Below are 18,960 nucleotides of genomic sequence, written 5' to 3'. Positions count from 1 at the left end.
CCAGCCACCACACACAAGGTGCGCGACAACCAGCAAATTCAACCAATCAAAAAACAATCGGTATCAACAAACTTGGCACACTATTGAGTTCTCAAACAACAGGAACGTTCGATTACTTGCAGGCCTGGCGCTTCAACGCCCTGCCTGGCCTGTTTTCCTTCGCCGTTATGTTCATAGCTTATTTCAATTCCTTTTCCCTTGTCAAATCCGCCGCTTTAGCTTATAGCTTGCAAATTCGGATATAACAAAGCAATCCCATGGCAAATAGAGGTCAGATTGCGGCTCCATTTGGAGCGCACTGACTGACCGCTGGTTTTTGTAGGGGTTGGCTGCCCTCACCGGGGCAACTCATGAAACATTACACGGCAGATCCTGCTCCGGCAAACCGACAGGGCGTTGCCTGCCTCACTCCGCCCGGCGGCGCCCCGCGCCCACCGGGACAGCCTCGGAAGTCCCGGGTCGAAGCCGTCGGGCGCCGTGAACTGTAGGTACCCGCCAACAGGTTCCACGCGCCATCCGCGGACGGTCTTCGGGGCTGCATACCGCCGCGGCCTCTTGAGCGGGCGAGCCTGATCCCGCATGACGGCAGCCCGAATAACCTACTGGTCCGAGTGGTACGAGCCCGGACCAGAGTGGATCAGTCCTACGAACCCAGGCCCGGTGGATTGAGTTCGGACCTTTCGATGGCCTCGGTGGTCAGTCCCCAGCGGTTCAGGATCTCGTCATACGTGCCGTTGTCGATCAGGTGGTTCAGGCCGGCCTGTGCAGCAGCGGCGAATCCATTGCCCTTTTCGGTGGCCACCGCGATGCTGGCCTTTTTCGGCCAGCCGCCGTCGACGAGCCCCACCAGCTTGGATTGGCCGTCTGCCTTGGCCTTGTAGGCGCCGGTAGCGTTGGGGCCGAAGCTCACATCGGCCCGGCCCGATTGCAGTGCCAGCGAGGATGCCGAATCGTCATCGTAGTACTGGAATTCGACCGCCTCCAGCCCATTCTTGGTGTTCTCGGCGTCCCACTCCAGCAGGATCTTCTCCTGGTTCGTCCCCGAACCTACGATCACCCGCAGTCCGGCGACATCCTTCGCCTCCGCGATCTCGCTGATCGGGGAATCTGACGTCGCGTAGAAGCCGAGCAAGTCGTTGCGGTAGCTGGCGAAGTCGAACTTCTACTTGCGCTCCTCCGTGACGGTGACGTTGCTGATCACGGCCTCGTACTTGCCGGATTCCACGCCAAGGGGCCAGTCGGCCCAGGCAACAGGAATCACCTCCGCCTCGAGGCCCAACGACCCGGCGAGGGCGTAGGCGATGTCCACCTCATTGCCTATCGCGGTTTTGTTGTCGGTCGCGTACAGCGCCAGTGGTGCGGCGAAGGGACTCACAGCAACGCTCAGTTTTCCGTCGGCGCTGACCCCCTCAGGCACAAGTGCCTGCGCCGGAGCCGAGGCGTCGGAGGTGAAGCGGTCCTGCTGCGGCTCGAGGTTGAACTCGACGACGGAGGACGCCGAGGTTGCAGCGTTCACCGGCGTCGGTCCGCCCGCCGCTGCCGATCCGGGATCTGCGCAACCGGCCAGCCCCAGCAGTGCCGGAACGAACAGGGTGGTACCCAGCAATACACCGGGGCGGGAGCGACGAGTGGGCGACATGGCGGTGCTGTTCATGGGGCAAGCCTTTCGGTCCGGTATCGAATGGATCGTGGTGCAGGGCGTCAGCGGACAGCTGGTTCGCCGACGGATGCACGTTCCGGGACCGCGAGGCCCAGGTTCTCGCGCAGGGTGTAACCGCGATATTCCGTGGGGTAGACCCCGCGGTCCTGCAGTTCGGGCACCAGGTGATTGACGATGTCGTCCAGGCCCGTAGGAATCAGCCACGGGGAGATGTTGAAACCGTCGACGGCGCCGACGGCGGCGTAGGCGGCGAGCTTGTCGGCCACCTCGGAGTACGAGCCCACGAAGGAGGCATCTGCCCGTCCGGCCTTGGCACGGACGAATTGCAGGATGCTCTGCTCCTTCTCTGCGGCCTCCTGCCGCCACTGCGCGGTCAGCTCCGCCGCCTTTGCGCCGTGGAATCCGCTGCCCCGGGTCTCCGAGGTCTCCTCGACCGCAGGGCCGACGTCCGGCAGCGGCCCATGCGGGTCCCAGCCGTCCAGCCGCCGGCCCCAGAACTGCTCGAGGTAGGCAACAGCCTGCTGCGGGCCGATCTGGAGTTCGCGTACCCACGCCTGTTTCTCCACGGCCTCGGCGCTCGTCGCGGCCAGGATGAACTCGCTGGCCGGCATGATCTTCACCGCGTCGGCCGGACGCCCGGCCCGGACCGTGCGCGCGGTGATGTCCGCCCGGAAGGCGACGGCGTCGTCGAACTGCGGATGTCCGGAGAAGATGACGTCCGCCTGCCGGGCGGCGAAGTCCCGCCCGGCAGGCGAATCTCCGGCCTGGAACAGCACCGGGCGGTACTGGGCGCTGCGGGGCAGGCGGGGGCTGATATCCACGGTGTAGTGCTGCCCCTGATGGTGCACGCGGCGTGACGCCCCGCCCTCCGGTCGGCTCCCGTTCGTACCCTGTCGGGCAACGGCGTCCGGCCCCCAGGAGTCCCACACGGCCTTGGCAGTCTCGACGAAAGCCTCCGCGTGGGTGTAGCGATCAGCGTGATCCAGGTAGCCGCCGCGGCGGAAGTTCTCACCGGTCCAGGCATTGTCGGTCGTCACCACATTCCATGCGGCACGACCCCCGGAGAGCAGATCGAGGGTGGAGAGCCGGTGTGCCAGATCCGCAGGGTCGTTGTAGGTGGTGTTCTGGGTGGCGACCAACCCGATGTGGCTGGTCACGGATGCCAGCGCTGCCAGCATGGTCTGCGCGTCCGGCCTGCCTGCGACGTCCAGTGCGTGCGGCTGGCCGAGGTGTTCCCTCAGGCGTAGTCCTTCACCCAGGAAGAAGGCGGCGAACAGCCCCCGCTCAGCCGTCTGGGCAATTCGGCGGAATGATTCGAAGTCCGTCTGTGAGCCGGATTCGGCTGCCTTCCAGATGGTCCCGGAGTTGACGCCCTGGAAGAAGACGCCGAACTGCAACTCGCCGGTCGGAGTGGAAACACCGGCTTCGGATAGAGCACGGGTGTGCTGTGGCATGAGGTCCCCTTAGTTTTCGGCTGCAGCGGCAATATGGGAATTCGTGTAGCGGCTGGTCGGGCGTGGAAGTCCGAGCAGGTCCCGGAATGTGCCGTCCTGAACCATGGGACGGAGTGCACCACTGCGCCTCAGTTCCGGGAGGACCAGCCGTGCGAGCTCGTCCAGTTCCACGACGAGCGACGCCGGGTGGAGCCGGACGCCGTCGGCTTCAACCAGAAGCTGACCAAGGAAGGCAGTCAACCCGCCTGCAGAACCGACGTAGCGCGCGCGGTCACCTCCCGTGCCGACCGCCCGCTCCGTCGCCGGCTGCCCTCGCGCGTCCAGGACGACATCGAGTTCGGCAACAAGCGCAACCGACTGCCCCAGCCGGTCCCGGACGTCCGCGATCTCGGCCGCGAGCAGTTCGGGTGTCGGCGCGGTGACGAGCACAGCGTCGACGGCGTCCGCCGGGACCTGCCCCTCGCCCACGAGCGACGCCGGAACAAGCACAGGCAACTGCCCCTGAAGGGGCCTCGGAATGATGGACGGACCCTTGACCGAGTACGCCGGGCTGATCCCTGTCGGGGTTCGGTAATCGGCATAGTGCAGCTTGTCCGCATCGATATAGCGACCGGTGGAGACGTCACGAATCACGGCGTCGTCCTCCCAGGAGTCCCACAGCCGGCGGGACACCTCTATGGAAGCGGCGGCCTCCAGCGGCAGAGCGGCACCGCTGACGGCGGCACGCCCCACGGCGGCTGCCGCTTCGGACGACTCTGCTGCCGTCGCAATCCAACCGGCACGGCCGCCGGAGACGTAATCGAGGGTCGCGAGCTGAATGGAGACGTGGAACGGCTCGGTGTAGACGGTGTCCACCTCGGGAACCAGGACGATAGTGCGCGTGATCGGCCCGGCGTAAGCAGCGCGTTGCAGCGCATTCGCCCGACCGGGCAGCGGAGAGTCCGCGAAGGTTGCCACGTGGAAACCAGCGGTCTCGACAGCGAGGACGGCCGCGGCGAGACTCGCGAACACGTCATCTCCTCTCACCCCCGTACCGTCCCACCCTGCTCCGTCCAGCTCGATGGCCAAAAACCCGGCCCTGCGCGCTTCCGAGGAAAAGCCATCTGTCGTGCTCACTGCTGGTCCTGACGTTCGTAGGGGATCTTCTCGCCGGCCTCGACGGCCACCGGCAACCGGTTCTCTGCCGGTGGCAGCGGGCAGGTGGCGAGGTCGGTGTAGGCGCAGGGCAGGTTCACGGCTCGGTTGAAATCAAGCTGCACGGACCCATCTGCGGCTGGGACGACGGAAAGCGAGCGGTTGGCGGCGTAGGTCGTACGCCCGGATGTCTGGTCGGTGAAGAGGACCGACAGAGATCCGGGCACATGGCCGTTGAAGGCCGTCAGCGTCAGTTTTCGACCGGCCAGCTCGAAGCGGATCTCGCCTGGCGCCTCGTAGACGTGCTGCACACCTTCGACGACGGCCCCCACGGTAATGGGCCGGGGGGCGGGGAACGGCACGAATGCGCCGGCGACGGCGAATCCCGGGTCCGGTGCGTAGGAGGGCGTTCCGCGGTAGTTCCGCAACAGTCCGTTCGCGGGATTGCGCGGCCTGACAATGTACCTGCCGCCTCGCTTGGCCACCTCGATCACCGAGCTTCCGGCCGTGAGATCGATTCCACCCCTCTCCTCGATGGGGCCGAGACCGATCGTGGTGCCGTCCTCCGGGTTCAGTTCCTGCCCGTCGCGCTGCAGGCTCTCGCCGGCCGTCAACAGGATGCGGACGGAGTCGCCCTCCACACTCCACCTTCCGGGAGCACCTGCCAGCCGGACGGCGGAGCTGGTCAACCAATGCAGGTGGCTGACCGCGAGGAAGCCGTGCGGGTGTGCACGCTGGCGTTCGTGGGCCGCGTGCCACTGCTCCCAGGCGGCGGTGAAGGGCGCCGTATCAGTGTGCGTAGGCATGGTTGCTCCTGTTCATGGGGTGGGTAGCGTCGGGGTGGCTGCCATTGGGTTTTTCACGTGCCGGCCGATGTCCAGTACCTGGAACTTCATGGCTGTACCTACTTGCCGAAGTTCGCGGCGTTAACCACGTCCGACCCAGGGATGGCCTCGTCGGTCAGGCCCCAGCGCTCCAGTACCTTCGCGTAGCTGCCGTCCTCGATGACGGAGTCGATGGCTCCCGCGATGGGCTCGACGAGCCCGTTTCCGCGCAGGGTGGTCGCCGCGACCAGGGTCTCCGATGGCCAGCCTGCGTTCACCCTGCCGACGATCTTCAGGTCATCGCGCGTGTTCTCGCGGTAGCTGGCGCTCGGATACGGAGAGAGGTTCAGGTCCAGGCGACCGGAGGACAGAGCCAGGATAGTGTCCGCATCATTGCCGTAATACTGCAGTTCGGCCGGGGACTCGCCCGCGTCCTCGAGCTCCTCGTTCCAGGCCAGCAGGATCTTCTCCTGGTTAGTACCGGAGCCGACGGCGACCTTCTGGCCCGAGATGTCAGCAGATCCGTCAACAACGAGGTCTGAATCCCTGCGGGCTTCGAAGGCCATGAAAGCGGCCCGGTAGGGGGCGAAATCGAACAGTTGGACTCGATCGGCGTTGATTCCGACGTTCGAGAACACGGCTTCGAAATCGCCGGACTGCGTCTTCAGCGGCCAGTTCTCCCAGGAGGTGGCCTGCAGGTCCAATTCCAGACCGAGCTTGTCCGCGACCAGCTGTGCGATGTCCGTCTCATTGCCGATCACGGTCTTGTCGTCCGTTGCGTAGACGGACAGCGGAGTTGCGAACGGGCTCACGGCAACGGTCAGTTCTCCGTCCTCCGCGATGTCGGCCGGAACCTGCGCGGCCAGGACAGCGTCCTTCTCCGTGCGGATGCGGTTCTGTTCAGGTGCCAGGTTGTAGACGACGCCGTTGGCTGCCGGCTCGGCAGACGCGCTGGTTCCGCCGGGCGCGCCCGCTGCCTCCGGGTCGGCGCAGCCGGCCACGGCCAGCAGGACGGCGGCTACCGCGGACAGAGCCGGGATCGGTCGAGACTTCGTAGGTGTCACAGGTTTTCCCCTTGCGTGGATGTGGGTCGGGAGTCTTTTCGGTGTCAGAGGTTGAAAGCCGGTTCGATCACTTTCGAGAGAAAAGCCTTGGTGCGCTCGTGCCGGGGTGCACCGAAGATCTGCAGCGGGGTGCCCTCCTCGACGATCTGCCCCTGGTCCATGAACACCACGCGGTCGGCGACGTCCCGAGCAAAGCCCATCTCATGCGTGACGACGATCAGCGTGGTGCCGGAATCGGCCAGGTTGCGAATTACATCCAGTACTTCACCGACCAGTTCCGGGTCCAGCGCTGATGTGGGTTCGTCGAACAGGACGACCTTCGGCTCCAGGGCCAGGGCCCGGGCGATCGCCACGCGCTGCTGCTGGCCACCTGAGAGCTGGCGTGGGTAGACGTCGGTCTTGTCCGACAGACCGACACGCTCGAGCAGTTCGAGGGCACGTGCGCGGGCCTGACCCTTGGAGCGGTGCTGGGCGTAGATGGGGGCTTCGATGATGTTCTCGACGGCGGTCAGGTGCGGGAAGAGGTTGAAACTCTGGAACACCATGCCGATGTGCGTGCGTTGAGCCAGGATTTCCCTTTCCCTCAGCTCGTGGAGCTTCCCACCGCGGGCCCGGTAGCCCACCAGGTCGCCGTCCACGGCGATGTGGCCGGCGTCGACCTTCTCAAGGTGGTTGATGGTGCGCAGCAGCGTGGACTTGCCTGACCCGGAAGGGCCCAGGATCACCACGACTTCGCCCGGGTGCACGGTCAGGGTGACCCCGCGCAGCACCTCGACGTGGCCGAACGCCTTATGTACGTTTTTGATCTCCACCAGCCCTCGGGTGCCTGTGGCACCCGGTTCGAGGACCGGAACGGCTGGCTGGTTCATCGGGCGACCTCGGCTGTCCTGGCATGGGTGGAGAGGAAGCGCTTGACCCGCTGCAGCGGGGTTGGCGGCAGCGTGCGTACGGCGCCCTTCGAGTAGTGGCGCTCGATGTAGTACTGGAACACGCTGAGCACCGACGTGATGACGACGTACCAGATGGTGGCGACCAGCAGGAGGGGCAGCACTTGCTGGGTGCGGTTGTAGATGACCTGCACCGTGTAAAACAGCTCGGAGTAGGCGAGCACGTAGACGATGGACGTGCCTTTGACCAGACCGATGATCTCGTTGAAGGCCGTGGGCAGGATCGAACGCATGGCCTGCGGCAGCACGATTCGCGTGGACCGACGCCAGGCCGGGATGCCCAGGGCAGCAGCTGCCTCGAGCTGGCCCTGGTCGACGGCAAGGATGCCGCCTCGAATGATCTCCGACGAATAGGCTGCCTGGTTCAGCGTCAGGCCGAGGATCGCAGCCGCGAACTGACTGATGAGGGTCGTGGTCTGCATCTCGAAGAAACGCACATCCGTGAAGAGGATCCCCAGTGACACCTTCTCGTAGAGGTAGCCGAGGTTGTACCAGAGCAGCAGCTGCACCAGGAGCGGCGCGGAGCGGAAGATCCAGGAGAACGTCCAGGACACCGAGACCAGCAGCGGCGAGGAGGACAGCCGCATCAGCGCCAGGATGAAGCCCAGGATGAACCCGAGGGTCCCGGCGATGGCCGTCAGCTTCAAGGTCTCGCCCAGGCCGCGGAGCACGGACTCGGCCGTGAACCACTGGGCGACGACGTCCCATTCCCAGCGCGGGTTGGTCAGCAGGGACCACAGGATCGCGGCGACGAACAGGGCCACCAGTCCTGTGCCGACCCACCGCCACGGGTGACGGGCAGGCACCACGGGATAGCCGGAGTAGTCCCATGCCGCGAGAGGCCCGGGACCATCCGAACCCGCGGGGCTGCGCAGGGCAGCGACTCCAGGCTCAGGAGACTGGGGCAGGGCAGCTTCAGTGGCCGCCATCTCCGGGCGGGTCTGACTGTTCGGCGCTACGGCATTCATCTGCCACCTCCCTCTGGTCCCGCAGTCCTGCCCTGAATGGTGCAGTTCACTGCTTCCATACCCGGAACGACCGGGCCGATTGGCTGAACCTAGAACACACGGACAGGTCCCTCAAAAAGAGCGTTCACATGAGGTAAGCCGACGACGTACAGGCCCCGTCGGTGACATATTCCGAGGCTTGTATGACCCCTTGTTGCGTCATGTTGCTGCCGGTGAAAGACGGTTACGGACGTTCGTCGTCGGCTCGCCGGCAACTCCTAGGATGGGCCTGAATGCAGGCCGGAACCCGGGAAGGAGCACCATGACGATCGACAGAGCGCCGGTGCCCGGGACGCACGAGGACCGGAAGTCCATCGTCCTCATCGGTGGTGGTCCCCGGGCCGCACTCGTTCTCGAACGTCTCGTCGCCAACCGTCCGGCACTCTTCGACGGGCCGCTGGCCGTGCATGTCGTCGAGCCGTACCGACCTGGCTCCGGCCGCATCTGGCGAGAGGACCAGAGCCCGTTGCTGAAGCTCAATTCCATGGCGTCGGACGTCACCATGTTCACTGACGACTCCGTGCAGTGCGCCGGTCCCGCCCTGGCAGGACCCGGCCTCGTCGAGTGGGCCCGCGGAATCGTGGACGGCAGCATCTCGGACGTGCACATACCCGACCAGGATCTGGCCCGCCAGATCCATACCCTCCGCCCCACGACGTTCCCGACGCGCCGGATCCAGAGCCTGTACCTCGAATGGTTCTTCCATCGCTGTGTCCGGGCCCTGAGCCCGCAGGTGCCCGTGACCGTGCACCAGGACCTGGCTGTACACGTCATTGCCGAAGGCGGCGGTTATGAAGTGACGCTGTCCACGGGAATCGTTCTGAGGGCGGACGCCGTCGTGATCTCGGTGGGACACACGGATTCCGCTCCGGATACCGAATCCACCCGCCACGTCGACTTCGCTGCCCGGCACGGACTCTTCTACGCCCCACCCGGATATACGAACGACGTCGACTTCTCCGACCTGCAACCAGGACAGGAAGCGATAGTCTCCGGCATGGGACTGGCCTTCATCGATCTGGTCGTCCTGACCATGGAAGGCCGAGGCGGCTCCTTCGTCGAAGCACCGGGCGGCGAGTTGCGGTACGTCCCTTCGGGAAACGAACCAGTCCTTTGGGCCGGCTCCCGCCGCGGGATCCCGTACCGGTCCAAGATCAGCTCTGAGCTGTGCGGGGAACCAGCCGGCACCCCACGGTATTTGACTGCCGGCGCCGTCGCCGCACTGCTCGAGATCCATGACCAGCTCGATTTCCAGCAGCATCTGTGGCCTCTGCTGGCGAAGGACGCTGCTCTGGGCTACTATCGTGAGCTCTTCACCGGGCACCCCGATCGTGTAACCCTGGCGTGGGCCGATTTCCTGCCACTCTTCGACGCCACCGCCTGGTACTCGGACGAGCGGCGAGCCTTGGTGGCCCGATCCGTCCCCGAAGCTGCCGACCGCCTCGAGTTCGAGGAATTCGACCATCCGTTGGCTGACGTCTCCTTTTCCGGCCCCGAGGACCTGCAGGAAAAGGTGGCCGAGCACATCCGCGAGGACCTCCGGCTGCGCGACGGCGGCGCGAACTCGGAGACTCTTGGCCTGTTCCTGGGATTGCTGCACGTCTACTTCGAACTGGCTCGGCTCGTGCCACCGGACGCGCTCACGCCCGCATCGCGCGGGCTGGTCAGCGGCTGGTGGCACGGCTTCTTCAGCTACGTCGATTCCGGTCCGCCGGCCCGCCGCCTGAGGGAACTGCTGGCTGTGCACCAGGCCGGCTACGTCAGGTTCATCGGTCCCCAACTGCAGGTTGCCGCTGACGAAAAGGCCGGGCTCTTCACGGCATCCTCCCCGCGGGTGCCCCACATCGTGTCGGCGACCGCGCTCATCGAAGCCCGGCTACCCAGCCCTTCCATGACAGGTTCGGTCAATCCGCTGCTGAAGTCCCTGTCCGAATCCGGCCTCGGCTGCGAGGAACGCACCGGCAGGGACCCGGGAACCGGCAGCACCGGCAGATTGCTGGTGGACTCCTCCTCACGGATTGTCGCACCGGACGGCAGTACCCGGCAGGGCCTGTACGCCGTCGGACCGGCGACCTCGGGCTGGAGCGGCGGGGCGTTTTCCCGCCCGAACAGCAACGCCGCACCGTTCCGCGACAGCGACGCCCTGGCGCGAAGGATTCTCACTGACCTGGCAGAGGCGCCCGAAACTCAGGATGTCTTCTCCAGCACCCGGTTGGCAGCCAGTATCACCGTGCTGCACTCCTCATTGGCCTGAGTCGGAGGATCCTTGATGACACACACCCCGGCGTCCGGAGCCCTGCCGGATCTGACAGTGCTCCACCTGCCGCTCGAGGATCCCCGCGTGCAGCCGCTGGTGGAAGGACTCACGCGCGAGTACGACCGCAGGTACGGCAGCATGTTCGGTGGCGCCAGTGCGGAGATGCGCCGCTATCCGGCCGTCGAATTCGCGGCCCCGCACGGCGCGCTGCTGATCCTGCAGGAGGACGAGCGGACCGTAGCCGGTGGGGCCTTCCGCCGCCACGACGAGCAGACCGCCGAGCTCAAGCGAATCTGGACCCACACCGGGTACCGCCGCCGAGGCTTGGCTCGCCGGGTGCTGGACGAGCTCGAGGCGGAGGCGGCGCGCCGCGGATACCGCCGGATCTACCTGACCACGGGTCCACGCCAGCCCGAGGCGAAGAATCTCTACCTGGCCACCGGCTACAGCCCGGGATTCGACCTCGCTGCCGACCCGGCAGCCGTGAAGCACCTGGTGTTCACTAAGGAACTGCCCGCAGAAGGAATCGGGGTAGAGGCCTGACCACGGGGAGAATCGACACCCACGAAGGCCGAGGGCGTCCGGCTGCCTGCTTGCCCCGGGGTCGTCGGGTTGCGGACACGACCCGAAGCAGCGACGTCGCTGCCGGGCCGTTCCGCTCGATCAGGATCAAGCGCTGAGAACTACGGCCCTCCCGGAGAGTTCACGTGCTCTCTGCAACGCGGCCGCCAGATCCTGCTGCAGGTCAGGAAGGTCTTCGACCCCGACCGACAGTCGAACGAGATCAGTCGGTACCGCCAGTGCGGTTCCGCGCACCGAGGCGTGCGTCATCTCGGAGCAGTAGCAGACCAGCGATTCCACTCCACCGAGGCTGACCGAGAGGGCGAACAGACGCGTGGACTCTGCGAAGGTGCGAGCAGCAGCCTCTCCTGCGCTGAAACGCAACGAGACGATTCCGCCGAACCCTGACATCTGCTGCGCCGCCAGGGCGTGGCCCGGGTGCTCGGGCAGTCCGGGATACAGCACCTCGGCCACACCGGGCTGGTCCCGGAGCCACTCGGCGAGCGCCTGGGCGTTCGCATTGTGCCGCTCCATGCGCAGGCCGAGGGTCTTGAGTCCGCGGGCGGCCAGGAAGCAGTCCTGTGGCCCGGCGACCGCACCGCCGGCAAATTGCTGGTACCCTACGGACTCCGCCAACGCCTTGCCGCGAAAGGCTCGGTCCGCTACCACGACGGCACCGCCGAGTACATCCGAGTGCCCGCCGATGTACTTGGTCGTCGAGTGCACCACCACGTCCGCGCCGAGGTCCAGGGGTCGCTGCAGGTAGGGCGAAGCGAAGGTGTTGTCCACGACCAGCAGCGCCCCGGCGTCGTGCGCCAACCTGGCCCAGCCGATCAGGTCCGCGATACCGAGCAGCGGATTCGACGGCGTCTCCACCCAGAACAGTGCGGTGGAACCTGGCCTCACTGCGGCACCCACAGCTGTCAGGTCCGTGATGTCCACGGCCGTGTTCGTGACACCCCAGGGCCCCAGGAGCCCGTTGATGAGCCGGTTCGTCCCGCCGTAGCCGTCCCCGCCGAGCACGATGTGGTCGCCGGGCTTGAGCAGGGCACGCAGCAGCGCGTCCTCGGCTGCGAGGCCGGAGGCGAAAGCGAAAGCGGCCGTCCCGTGTTCCAGCGCGGCCAGCTGGGTTTCGAACCCGTTGCGGGTGGGGTTCGATCCCCGGCTGTACTCGTGGCCGGCGCGCAGCACGTTGATACCGTCCTGCACGAAGGTGGAGGTCTGGTAGATCGGTGGGATCACCGCTCCGGTCAACGGATCCGGTTCCTGTCCGGCGTGGACGGCGGTGGTGTTGAATCCCGAGTACTGAGCCATCTCAGGCGCCGGTTCCTGCGTGGCCGACGGCGGCGAGGGGCCCGCCCGTCGGCTCGGCGACCCCGGCCAGCGGGGCCAGTGCCAGGTCCAGGTCCGCGACGAGATCCGCCGCGGCTTCCAGCCCCACGGAGAGCCTGATGGTGCTCCCCGTGATGCCGGCGCCGGCGCGCTGCTCCGGACTCAGTCGGCAGTGCGTCATGGAGGCCGGGTGCGCCACCAGGGATCGGGTGTCCCCCACATTGGCTACCAGCTTGAATAGCCGCAGCCGGTCGATGAACGGCCCGACGTGCTCCTGGTCCGCGGCCAGGTCGAAGGAGAACACGCTGCCTGCCCCGGCCGGAAAGTCCCTGGCGAGGAGTTCGGCCTGGGGGTGGCCCGGGGTGGAGGGGTGGTGCACTGCGGCGACGGCCGGGTGGCCTGCCAGGAACTGGATCACCTCTCGGGTGTTCTGCCCGTGCCGGGCCACCCGGATGTCCAGGGTTTCCAGCCCCTGCAGAATCTGGGCGGCGCTGGCCGGAGCGAGCGAGGGACCGAGATCGTGCAGGTACTTGCTGCGTGCCAGCGCCAGGTAGGCGCCGTGGCCGTGGCGTTCCCAGAGGATCGCTCCGCCGTAACGGCGCTTCGGTCGCGTGATCTGCGGCCACTTGTCCGGGTAGGCAGCGAAGTCGAAGCGTCCGCCGTCGACCACCGCACCGGCGAGGGTTGTCCCGTGCCCGCCGAGGAACTTCGTGGCGGAGTAGACGACGACGTCGGCTCCATGGTCCAGCGGTCGGTACAGCGCCGGAGTCGCCAGGGTGTTGTCCACCACCAACGGGACCCCGGCATCATGGGCCGCCGTCGCGATTGCGGGAAGGTCCTGCAGCGTTGCCAACGGATTGCCGATGGACTCGGTCAGGAACGCCCTGGTCGTAGGGCGGACCACCGCGCGCCAGGCACCCGGGTCCGCTGGGTCGGCGAAGCTGACCTCGATCCCGAAATCCGCGAAGGTGTCCGTGAGCAGGTCCACCGTTCCTCCGTACAGCTTCGAGGAGGCGACGATGTGCTGACCTCCCCGCACAAGGGACAGCAGGGCGACGGCGACCGCTGCCTGCCCTGTGGCGGTTGCCAGCGCGCCGACGCCGCCGTCGAGTGCTGCTATCCGATTCTCGAGCACCGCAACAGTCGGATTGCCTGTCCGGCTGTAGGTGAAGCCGGGTTCCTCGAGCGCGAACATCCGCCGGGCCGATGCGTAATCCGGGAACTCGTACGCGGCGGTCTGGTAGATGGGTACCGCTATCGGCCGGTAGGGGGCCTGCGGTTCGTAGCCTGCATGGATCTGGGAGGTGGCTGTACAGCCAGGGTCGCCGGTGCTCATGGAGAGGGCTCCTTCGTCAGCGGTAGTCACATGGTCGGGGTCGAGATGCGGGGGCAGGGCTGCGCAGGCAGTCCTGCCCCCGGGATGCAGAAGCGGAGCAGCGGGTCCGCGGACCGGTCAGGAATGTGCCAGGGCGTGCTCGATCTCCCCAATGTCTGTGCCCTCCCGCACAGTCCTGGCTGCAGCGACGAGGTTGCGCAGCGACACCACGGTCTCCTCGTAGCCCCGGGTCTTCAGGCCACAGTCCGGGTTGATCCACAACTGCTGCGCGGGGAGGGCAGCCAGCGCCGTGCGGATGAGAGCGGTGATCTCCTGCTCCGAGGGCACGCGCGGCGAGTGGATGTCGTATACGCCAGGGCCGATTCCGCGGGAATAGCCGAAACCGGCCAGGTCCTCGACGACCTCGAGGCGTGAGCGGGCGGCCTCGATGCTGGTGACGTCCGCGTCCAGCCCATCGATGGCCGAGATCACTTCGCCGAATTCCGAGTAGCACAGGTGCGTGTGGATCTGTGTCTGGTCAGCCGCGCCCGCAGTCGCCAGACGGAAAGCCCGGACCGACCACGTCAGGTATGCCTGGTGGTCCGCCGAGCGTAGCGGCAACAGTTCGCGCAGGGCGGGCTCGTCAACCTGCACGATCGCGACCCCGGCAGCCTCGAGGTCGGCGATCTCATCCCGCAACGCCAGCGCCACCTGATTGGCGGTATTACCCAGCGGCTGGTCGTCACGAACGAAGGACCAGGCGAGGATGGTGACAGGACCGGTGAGCATGCCCTTGAGCGGCCGCTCGGTCAACGACTGCGCGAAGCTGATCCACGGCACCGTGAAGGCCTGCGGACGGGACACGTCACCCCACAGGATGGACGGACGCGTGCAGCGCGAGCCGTAGGACTGCACCCACCCCTGCTCGGTGGCCGCGAAACCGTCGAAGTTCTCCGCGAAGTACTGGACCATGTCGTTGCGCTCCGGCTCGCCGTGCACCAGCACATCCAGCCCAAGGCCCTCCTGCAACCGCACCACGCGCGCGATCTCCTGCCGCAGGAACTGGTCGTACTCCGCCTGGGAGATACTGCCATTGCGCACCGCAGCCCGGGCACCTCGCACCTCGCCGGTCTGGGGGAAGGAACCGATCGTGGTGGTCGGCAGCACCGGCAGTCCCAGCCGTTGCTGCTGCACCTCCGCTCTCCGTTCAGCGGGGCCTCGGGTGAAGGCCTCCTCGGTCAGATCGCGCGTACGGTTGCGCACCCGGTCGACGACGACGCCGTCGAAGCGCGCCCGCTGGCGAAGCGCCGCATCGGCGTCCTGCAGTTGCGCGGCAATGGACGGTCGGCCCCCGTCCAGACCTCGCGCCAGCACCACCGCCTCACGCACCTTCTGGTCCGCGAAGGAGAGCCAGGCCGGCAGGTGCTCCGGCAGGGCCGTCTCGGCCTGCACATCATGCGGTACATGCAGCAGCGAGGTGGACGTCGCCGCCGTGACCACGGTGCCTGTCACACCCTGCAGGTGCTCCAGCACCTCCAGCGAGGCCTGCAAATTGTTCCGCCAAACATTCCTGCCATCGACCACTCCGGCAACCAGACGTGTCGTGCCCAACGCCTGCAGCGCCTCGGTGGAAGGCTTGGCCCCCTTGACGAGATCCGCATGAACAGCCTCGACACCGGCAGTCGCGAGCACAGCGAGCGCCTCACCTGGCTTTGCCGGGTTGCCTGCGGTGCCGTAGCCGGTGGTGACCAGTAGTGCCGGGCGTTCTGCGGTCCCTGCCAGCTGCCGATACACCCGCTCGACCAGCCCGCCCGGGGCTGCCAACTCACCGCCGCGATCGCCGACAAGGCCCGGCTCATCCAGCTGCACCCACTCGGCCCCTGCCTCCGCCAGTGACGCGAGAATACCCACGTACGCCACGACTGCGTCGTCGATACGGGACAGCGGGTCGAACCCTTCGGGCGAACCCTCTTCTGCCTTGGCGAGCAGCAGATACGTGATGGGCCCCACCAACACCGGACGCAACACCACGCCGCGCTCCCGCTGCCGCTGCCGCCGGACGGTCGCTGTCAGCCGATGCGCCCCAGCCGAGAATGTCGTCGCCGTGCCGATCTCGGGCACAAGATAGTGGTAGTTCGAATCGAACCACTTGGTCAGCTCCAGCGGTGCACGGTCGCCGTCTCCGCGCGCCAGCGTGAAATATTCAGCAGTGCCAACGGAACCGTCATCGCCGGCCAGGTCAGCGAAACGAGCCGGAAGGGCTCCCAGCGCAGCAGTAGCATCCAGCACCTGATCGTAGAGCGCGAAGTCGGCCGGGATGGAGGAGTCCGCAGCGCTCAGGCCCAACTCGACCAGACGCGCGACCGTGCGGTCCTGCAGTTCGTCAGCAACGCGCTGCAGACCCGCCTCATCGATTCCGCCTGCCCAGTACGATTCGACCGCCCTCTTGAGCTCTCGGTTCGGTCCGATGCGCGGGTAGCCAAGGATTGTCGCGGCGGGGAAAGTACATTCGGTGCTCATGAAGTTCTCCTTCGTACGTAAGGTGAGGTCTGGTCGTGTAGGCCGGCTCAAGCCGGGACGACGTCGGCGAGTGTGCGGATAGCCGGCAGGTCGAGCTGCTCGATGACCTCGACGGACGCGCGGTGGTCATTGAAGGTATAGAGGTGCAAGCCGGGGGCTCCTCCATCGAAGGCTGCCTGTGCCAGCACGGCCGCCGCCTGCACACCGATTCGCCGACGTTCGGCGCCGTCGGACGCCGTTTCCAACCGGTGCAGCAGTGCTTTGTCCGGACGCACCCCGGTCATTACGGCAAGACGTTCCAGCCGACCGACGTTGGCCATGGGCATCACGCCAGGAATGATCGGCATCGTGACGCCGGCGGCACTGGCCGCTGTGACCAGCCGGACATAGTGCGTGGGATCGAAATAGACCTGTGTGATGGCGAAGTCCGCGCCGGCACGCTGCTTGGACACCAACACCTCGATATCGTGCAGGAACGACGGCGATTCGGGGTGCCGGTTCGGGTAAGCGGCTACACCCACTGCCAGCCTGCCGCCCGCCAAGGTGGCGGTGTGCCGACCCTCGATGTCCCGGATCAGCTCCACCAGGAAGTGGGCGAAAGGCAGATCGCCGCGAGCTACGTCCGGATCCTGTGGGAGGTCCCCTCGAAGCGCCAGCAACCCCCTGACTCCCAGTCCGAGGAACTGCCGTACCAGCAGCTCCAGACTCTCGCGTGTTTCACCCACGCAGGTCAGGTGAGCGAGCGGACGTAGCCTGGTGTTGCGGACGAGGTGCTCGATTAGGTCGATCGATGCCCGACGACGCTCGGGCGTGCCGCTGAAAGTCACCGACACGTAGTCGGGGTTCGTAGCCGAGAGCTCGTCGATTGTACGAAGTACGGCCTCGGCTGCCTTTGGGGTGGCCGGCGGGTACAGCTCGTAGGACAAGGATGGCGGTGTTGCTGCCCACTCGTTCGATGTCATTCCACTCCTCGATACGGCCGAGGGAGGGAATCAGCGAACAAATTGAGAACCAGCGATGCCCGGCTGCAAGCACGCTGGGACTTCAGCTTTGTTCACTGATGTGTCTCCATCGGTTCTGGCAGGAGCACCGCTTCCGCTGCTCTCCCTGGTGGGAGGACAGTCGAATGGTTGCTGCGGCGTCAACAAGCCAGATCTCTCGGCCGCTCTTGATGGTTTGTAGGACTACTCTAAGCAGCGCGCACGTCCCCGGCGCAAAGCTGCGGCGAGATGGCGTTGCATGACGTTTTCTGACGCGTCCTCCTTAACAGGGGCCACATTCCGCGTCACATTCGTCACATTTGACTCGGTGGCGGAGCGGCCGGACGGCAGCGTCATGGCAAGTCCGGGACAGACTGCGTGACGACGACGGCGTCGCCGCAAGCACTGGTGCACTCGGCGCGCCGACCGAGGCGAACCGCTTATACCGGACCGTGCGCGGGTGACGAACCGGATTACGCGTCAGTGACCGCAGTGGTGCGGGCAATCAAGCCGGCTCCTCCTGCGCTGATGTGCCGGGGCCGCGTGGTTCCCCGTTCTCCCCAGCCTTAGACAGGGTGAATATCCCATAGCGCATGGCCCCCGTGCGGTAGGCCAGGATCAGGCGGGGAATGCTCAGTAGGAACATGCGATTGCGTCCGCCAAGGGCGAGGCGACGGGTGTGGCGATCGACGAGCAACGCCTTCACGAGTCGGCGGGCGCAGATCGTCCATGTCCGCGCGACGCGGCTGCTGACATCCTCGTAGCCGTCGATCGTAAAGCCCGCTGCTATCGCCATGGCCTCATAATCCTCGCGCGTGCCCATCGAGGGCAGGCGCCCTTCGCGGCAGATCGGCTCGAGCAGGTGCCGGACCTTCCAACCGCCGGCATCTGTCTCGGCGAGCCACGCGCAGACCACGAACCGGCCGCTGGGCGACAGCACGCGATGCGCCTCGGCGAAGAACCTGGGCTTGTCGACCATGTGCTCGCTCGATTCGATGGCCCAGGCGGCATCGGCTGAGGCATCGGTCAGCCCGTTGACGAGCCAATCGCGGAGATGGATGACCACGTCGGCTACGGGAAGCGCGGCGGCGAAGATGGCCTGCTCGGCGGACAGTGTCAAGCCGGTAACGCGAACCCTGCGTGTGATCGCGAGCTGCCTCGCGGTGGAGCCATAGCCGCAGCCGATGTCGACGCACGCATCGCCGGGCATCAGGCCCAATCGATCGCCGACAGTGTCGACCAAAGCCTCGACAGCTTCGGCGGGTGTCTCGCGACCCGTCCCCCATAGACCGTGATGGACATGCTCGCCCCACACCCGACGATAAACCGGATCGAGCTCGTCGTAGTGATCCGCGACCGCCACGGCGTGCTGGGAAATTCTGGGGACGATCACGTGATCACAGTACGACGCCGGTTCACCCGATCGGAAGGTCTCGACTCAGAACTCCATAGCTTTCAGTTCGCCACGCCGGAACTGGGCCCGACCCAAAAGGAATTGAGCAACGCGCCCGCGGCCGATGGCGGCCCTTCACTGTTCACTAGGATTTCGGCCCTCTTGAGCGGATCGGCGCTTGCGGCGAGAGCGGTTGGACGCTCCATCTCTCGCAATGTGTTGCATTGAGGAACGGCGGCGCCGGCGATCCAACCCATCAGATACCTCCGGACGGCGGCTCAGCACGCGCTGAGATGAAGCCACTCCCCGCGAACTGGAACCAGGGAACCGCTAACCGCCTGGTTGCTTGCCCTCCGTCGACGCATGCCGCCGCTGTGCTGTGTAGCGGGCCGGACGCAGTGGTGGTCGTGTGGCGGGCCGGCTCAGTGGTGGTCGTGTGGCGGGCGGACCGGAGTGGTGGTCGCGTGGCTGGTTGGCCGCTGTGGCGGGTTGGCCGGTGTGGTGTGTGGTGG

General features: G+C 66.2%; 15 protein-coding genes, 1 pseudogene and 1 riboswitch. Of the genes and pseudogenes, 3 read left to right on the top strand and 13 right to left on the bottom strand.

The genetic code is table 11. From position 1 onward, the window contains the following. Positions 1-245: hypothetical protein (locus D6T63_RS19610; protein ID WP_220725985.1), on the top strand; the 245-nt coding region annotated here is incomplete at its 5' end. Between the two features lie 398 nt (positions 246-643). On the opposite strand, the pseudogene D6T63_RS18530 reads toward D6T63_RS19610, so the two are convergent. From D6T63_RS18530 to D6T63_RS18500, 7 genes and pseudogenes are all read right to left on the bottom strand, one after another. Continuing rightward, positions 644-1,639, bottom strand: a pseudogene (locus D6T63_RS18530) (ABC transporter substrate-binding protein). Between the two features lie 62 nt (positions 1,640-1,701). After that, positions 1,702-3,114, bottom strand: a complete 1,413-nt coding sequence (locus tag D6T63_RS18525; protein ID WP_120150811.1) for an NtaA/DmoA family FMN-dependent monooxygenase — start codon at positions 3,112-3,114, stop codon at positions 1,702-1,704. Positions 3,115-3,123: 9 nt separating this feature from the next. Further along, on the bottom strand, positions 3,124-4,230 hold the full coding sequence (locus D6T63_RS18520) for an LLM class flavin-dependent oxidoreductase (RefSeq protein WP_120150810.1): 1,107 nt from the start codon (positions 4,228-4,230) through the stop codon (positions 3,124-3,126). Continuing rightward, positions 4,227-5,054: a DUF1684 domain-containing protein gene (locus tag D6T63_RS18515; RefSeq protein ID WP_120150809.1), complete on the bottom strand. Its 828-nt coding sequence runs from the start codon at positions 5,052-5,054 to the stop codon at positions 4,227-4,229. Before D6T63_RS18515 ends, D6T63_RS18520 begins: the two co-directional genes overlap by 4 nt. Positions 5,055-5,152: 98 nt before the next feature. Further along, positions 5,153-6,136, bottom strand: coding sequence for a transporter substrate-binding domain-containing protein (locus tag D6T63_RS18510; protein WP_120150808.1), 984 nt, complete (start codon positions 6,134-6,136; stop codon positions 5,153-5,155). A 44-nt stretch (positions 6,137-6,180) separates the two neighbouring features. Then, complete coding sequence (locus tag D6T63_RS18505) at positions 6,181-7,005, bottom strand: amino acid ABC transporter ATP-binding protein (RefSeq protein WP_120150807.1); 825 nt, start codon at positions 7,003-7,005, stop codon at positions 6,181-6,183. Next, positions 7,002-8,051, bottom strand: a complete 1,050-nt coding sequence (locus tag D6T63_RS18500) for an amino acid ABC transporter permease (RefSeq protein ID WP_235830867.1) — start codon at positions 8,049-8,051, stop codon at positions 7,002-7,004. Before D6T63_RS18500 ends, D6T63_RS18505 begins: the two co-directional genes overlap by 4 nt. Positions 8,052-8,352: 301 nt before the next feature. On the opposite strand from D6T63_RS18500, the gene D6T63_RS18495 reads away from it, so the two are divergent. Both D6T63_RS18495 and D6T63_RS18490 read left to right on the top strand, forming a co-directional pair. Continuing rightward, positions 8,353-10,344 (top strand): FAD/NAD(P)-binding protein, encoded by a 1,992-nt coding sequence (locus D6T63_RS18495; RefSeq protein WP_120150806.1) that lies wholly within the window; start codon positions 8,353-8,355, stop codon positions 10,342-10,344. A gap of 15 nt (positions 10,345-10,359) precedes the next feature. Beyond that, the gene (locus D6T63_RS18490; RefSeq protein ID WP_120150805.1) at positions 10,360-10,890 is read left to right on the top strand and encodes a GNAT family N-acetyltransferase; all 531 of its coding nucleotides are present in this window, start codon (positions 10,360-10,362) and stop codon (positions 10,888-10,890) included. 126 nt (positions 10,891-11,016) lie between these two features. Here the strand turns inward: D6T63_RS18490 and D6T63_RS18485 are convergent, their stop codons facing one another. The 6 genes from D6T63_RS18485 to D6T63_RS19605 all read right to left on the bottom strand — a co-directional run. Then, entirely contained in the window at positions 11,017-12,222 is a 1,206-nt protein-coding gene (locus D6T63_RS18485; RefSeq protein WP_120150804.1) for a cystathionine gamma-synthase, read from the bottom strand. A 1-nt stretch (position 12,223) separates the two neighbouring features. Further along, positions 12,224-13,576 carry an O-acetylhomoserine aminocarboxypropyltransferase/cysteine synthase family protein gene (locus D6T63_RS18480; protein ID WP_120150803.1) on the bottom strand — a complete coding sequence of 451 codons (1,353 nt, stop codon included), beginning with the start codon at positions 13,574-13,576 and terminating at the stop codon, positions 12,224-12,226. Positions 13,577-13,693: 117 nt separating this feature from the next. Further along, positions 13,694-16,075 carry a 5-methyltetrahydropteroyltriglutamate--homocysteine S-methyltransferase gene (gene metE, locus D6T63_RS18475; protein WP_120150802.1) on the bottom strand — a complete coding sequence of 794 codons (2,382 nt, stop codon included), beginning with the start codon at positions 16,073-16,075 and terminating at the stop codon, positions 13,694-13,696. A 47-nt stretch (positions 16,076-16,122) separates the two neighbouring features. After that, the gene (locus D6T63_RS18470; protein ID WP_120150801.1) at positions 16,123-17,037 is read right to left on the bottom strand and encodes a methylenetetrahydrofolate reductase; all 915 of its coding nucleotides are present in this window, start codon (positions 17,035-17,037) and stop codon (positions 16,123-16,125) included. A 103-nt stretch (positions 17,038-17,140) separates the two neighbouring features. Further along, positions 17,141-17,253, bottom strand: a riboswitch (SAM riboswitch). A gap of 307 nt (positions 17,254-17,560) precedes the next feature. After that, a complete protein-coding gene (locus D6T63_RS18465; RefSeq protein WP_120150800.1) occupies positions 17,561-18,448 on the bottom strand; it encodes a class I SAM-dependent methyltransferase in 888 nt (295 codons plus the stop codon). 330 nt (positions 18,449-18,778) lie between these two features. Further along, a partial coding sequence (locus tag D6T63_RS19605) for a hypothetical protein (protein WP_220725984.1) occupies positions 18,779-18,960 on the bottom strand: 182 nt, incomplete at its 5' end.

The organism is Arthrobacter cheniae (genome assembly GCF_003602275.1).
In the GTDB taxonomy this organism is placed as follows: Bacteria; Actinomycetota; Actinomycetes; order Actinomycetales; family Micrococcaceae; genus Arthrobacter_D; species Arthrobacter_D cheniae.
Note: the sequence above shows the minus strand (reverse complement) of the source record. Positions and strands in the feature narration are given on the sequence as shown.

Bases quoted from the DNA above. Each gene is read 5' to 3' on its own strand.
- metE (WP_120150802.1), bottom strand. From the start codon at position 16,075: ATGAGCACCGAATGTACTTTCCCCGCCGCGACAATCCTTGGCTACCCG.
- D6T63_RS18490 (WP_120150805.1), top strand. From the start codon at position 10,360: ATGACACACACCCCGGCGTCCGGAGCCCTGCCGGATCTGACAGTGCTC.
- D6T63_RS18480 (WP_120150803.1), bottom strand. From the start codon at position 13,576: ATGAGCACCGGCGACCCTGGCTGTACAGCCACCTCCCAGATCCATGCA.
- D6T63_RS18515 (WP_120150809.1), bottom strand. From the start codon at position 5,054: ATGCCTACGCACACTGATACGGCGCCCTTCACCGCCGCCTGGGAGCAG.
- D6T63_RS18505 (WP_120150807.1), bottom strand. From the start codon at position 7,005: ATGAACCAGCCAGCCGTTCCGGTCCTCGAACCGGGTGCCACAGGCACC.
- D6T63_RS18500 (WP_235830867.1), bottom strand. From the start codon at position 8,051: ATGAATGCCGTAGCGCCGAACAGTCAGACCCGCCCGGAGATGGCGGCC.
- D6T63_RS18470 (WP_120150801.1), bottom strand. From the start codon at position 17,037: ATGACATCGAACGAGTGGGCAGCAACACCGCCATCCTTGTCCTACGAG.
- D6T63_RS18495 (WP_120150806.1), top strand. From the start codon at position 8,353: ATGACGATCGACAGAGCGCCGGTGCCCGGGACGCACGAGGACCGGAAG.
- D6T63_RS18485 (WP_120150804.1), bottom strand. From the start codon at position 12,222: ATGGCTCAGTACTCGGGATTCAACACCACCGCCGTCCACGCCGGACAG.
- D6T63_RS18525 (WP_120150811.1), bottom strand. From the start codon at position 3,114: ATGCCACAGCACACCCGTGCTCTATCCGAAGCCGGTGTTTCCACTCCG.